This window comes from Lishizhenia sp., assembly GCF_033720595.1.
In the GTDB taxonomy this organism is placed as follows: Bacteria; Bacteroidota; Bacteroidia; order Flavobacteriales_D; family Crocinitomicaceae; genus Lishizhenia.
On sequence record NZ_JAWWCF010000284.1, the window covers coordinates 1 to 2,449 of the forward strand.

The window sequence follows — 2,449 nt, forward strand, 5'->3', positions numbered from 1 at the left end:
AAGGCGCTTAGAAAGTTGATTGCTCAAACCTCTCAAAAACAAATGATAGGTGCTAATAAAAAAGACACCTACGTTTATGAAGTAACCTTGAAAAACAATAGATCTGCAACGGTTGACATCAATATTTTAGACCAGATACCTGTGAGTGCATCAAGCGAAATCACAGTTGAAGCCCTTGAATATTCTGGTGCAAAATACAACATCGATAATGGAGAATTGGAATGGGATTTAAAACTTGCCCCAGGAGAAAGCAAAGTATTACGCATTTCCTTTACCGTTAAATACCCAGAAAAATTTGCTTTCAGAGTTCAACAGTTTAGAACGATTGCCTGTCCATCATTCTAAAAAATGAATAGCACACGGACTGAAAGGCACTATCAACAGGGCCTTTCAGTCGGTTTTTGCTGTTAAAAAAAGTTAAGCACAATTTTAACATTTAATCTTATTTTACCTTCGAAACAAATCTGAAGATTGAAAAAGCTGAGTTTACGAAATATTGCCTTACTTATAAGTCTAGCCATCTTGGTGTTAGTAGGTTTACAACTCTACCAATCTGTTCAGTTGTACCATCAAAAATCAGATGCTTACAGTAAGCGTATAGAGAATACGCTATCAAGTCTGGTCATTAAACATGAAAAAGCTTCAGACTTCAGGAATTACGCTCCAATTTTTGGGCAAGAATTTAGAACACAGTACAAGAGTGCGCTCATCGAAGAGTTTCAAAACCTTTTCCCGGTAGAAGAAAGTGTATCCATTACAGATACCATTATCGTAGAACAAGGTGAGCCTCAAAACTACTATTACATTTACGGTAAATCGTTCGACTCCTTGTCTGGTGTTACGGCTACACACAGCGTTCTGGTTAAGGACATGAACGATGGAAACGCGATGAAATACGCTTCATCCACTAAAGACTCCTTAGACATTGCCGGACAATTAGATAGAAGAGTAAAAACACAATTGTTTAGCAAATCCAAATTTGTGAATCAGAAGATGATAGACATCTTCCGAAACATTTCCTCGCAAACGCCGCAACAACGTATCGATTTAGCTTTTTTAGATACAGTTATTCAAAATGTATTGCGCCAAGCTAAGATCAATTCAGATTACACCTATGCCATAACGGATAAAAATGGAGATATCATTCCTTTTCCCGCTTATACGGATAAGTACGATCTTCAATTGAGTAAGAAACACACCTATGCTGCTCGTTTATTTCCGGGTAACGTATTTGACGCCGATCTCTTTCTAAATATACATTTCAATGAGATGAACGTGGAACTTTTCTCTGAAATGTGGTTAACTCTCTTGGTAAGTATACTTTTAATCTCCTTAGTGATTACCTCTTTCATTGTTCTTTTCAAAACCATCTTAAAACAAAAAAGATTATCAGAAGTAAAGAATGATTTCATCAACAACATGACCCATGAATTTAAAACGCCCATCAGTACAATTTCTTTGGCTTGTGAAGCGTTAACAGACAAAGACATGATGGCCAGTAACCCTGATGCAGTGCTTCCCTTTGTGGGAATGATCAACGATGAAAACAAACGCTTAGGAAATTTGGTAGAACGCATCTTGCAAAGTGCTGTAATTGACAAGGGTGAAATAAAATTGAAAAGAGAGGCACTTGACCTCAATGAAATTGTAAGCAAAGTAGTAGGGAAAGCGAAACTAAGGATGGATGCCAAACACGGACAATTTAAATTGAACTTAGCTCCAGGAAGCATTCCATTTACGGGAGACCACGTTCATACTACAAACATCATTTCTAACTTAGTTGATAATGCCATAAAATACTCTAAAGAACAGGCATCAATCACGATTACAACTGAAAAAACAGAAAAGTACATTCGCGTTAGCGTAGCAGATACAGGAATAGGAATTAAAGCCGAACACTTGGATAAAGTCTTTGATAAACTCTACCGTGTACCTACTGGAAACCTACATGATGTGAAAGGTTTCGGACTAGGTTTAAGCTACGTAAAAGCCATCGCCGATTTAGAAGGTTGGCAGGTTAACGCAGAAAGCACCTTTGGGAAAGGTTCAACATTTACAATAACGATCAATAAATAACGCCATGAAAAACTTAAAAATCTTATTAGCCGAAGACGACGAAAATTTAGGAACACTGCTCAACACCTTTTTAAAGGCCAAAGGATTTGATGTAGAATTAGCACGCAATGGAAAATTAGCCTTGCAGAAATTTACAGAAGCAGAGTTCGACTTCCTTATCTTCGATGTAATGATGCCAGAAATGGATGGATTTACCTTGGCTAAAGAGATCCGAGAATTAGATAAAAAAACTCCCATACTTTTCCTTACCGCAAAAAGTATGAAGGAAGACAAGTTAGAAGGATTTAAAATTGGTGCCGATGATTACCTTACCAAGCCCTTCAGTATGGAAGAGTTATTGGCGCGTATTGAAGCAATTTTAAGAAGAACAGCA

At 37.3% G+C, this 2,449-nt stretch carries 3 protein-coding genes; all 3 read left to right on the forward strand.

Annotation, left to right across the window (positions count from 1 at the left end; all coding sequences use genetic code 11):
* The coding region (locus R3333_RS14040) for a DUF4139 domain-containing protein (protein WP_318959401.1) at positions 1 to 345 on the forward strand (345 nt) is incomplete at its 5' end.
* Between the two features lie 126 nt (positions 346 to 471).
* A complete protein-coding gene (locus R3333_RS14045; protein ID WP_318959402.1) occupies positions 472 to 2,076 on the forward strand; it encodes a HAMP domain-containing sensor histidine kinase in 1,605 nt (534 codons plus the stop codon).
* Positions 2,077 to 2,080: 4 nt separating this feature from the next.
* Positions 2,081 to 2,449 (forward strand): response regulator transcription factor (locus R3333_RS14050; protein WP_318959403.1); only part of this gene is annotated, 369 nt, incomplete at its 3' end.